The following is a 410-nucleotide window of genomic DNA, read 5'->3' as shown; positions in this document are numbered from 1 at the left end:
CCTTGAGAAAGGCCGTATTAACTTGGAAGAGCTGAATACACTGGTGCTGGATGAAGCCGATCGTATGCTAGAAATGGGCTTCCAAGACGCTTTGGATGCGATTATTAATGCGGCGCCTAAACAGCGTCAGACATTGCTGTTTAGCGCAACATTCCCAGAGAAGATCGAGAAAATCGCTCAGCGTATTATGAAATCGCCAGAGATGATCAAGGTTGAATCGACTCACGATACTTCCAGCATTGCTCAATACTTCTACAAAGTAGAAGGAACTGAAGCGCGTGATGAGGCGCTAGCGAATCTTCTTTTGACTTACCAACCAGAGTCGGCGGTGGTGTTCTGTAATACGAAGAAAGAGGTTCAAAATGTTGCGGATGAATTACACCATCGCGGCTTTAGCGTGATCGATATTC

The 410-nt window shown here is 45.9% G+C and carries 1 protein-coding gene; it reads left to right on the top strand.

The window, feature by feature from the left end; genetic code table 11:
* On the top strand, nt 1-410 hold a 410-nt coding region (locus tag UF06_RS18765; protein WP_045571787.1), incomplete at both ends, for a DEAD/DEAH box helicase.

Origin of the sequence: Vibrio sp. S234-5, assembly GCF_000960595.1 — a bacterium.
Lineage (GTDB): Bacteria > Pseudomonadota > Gammaproteobacteria > Enterobacterales > Vibrionaceae > Vibrio.
This window is presented reverse-complemented; position numbering and strand designations above follow the sequence as displayed.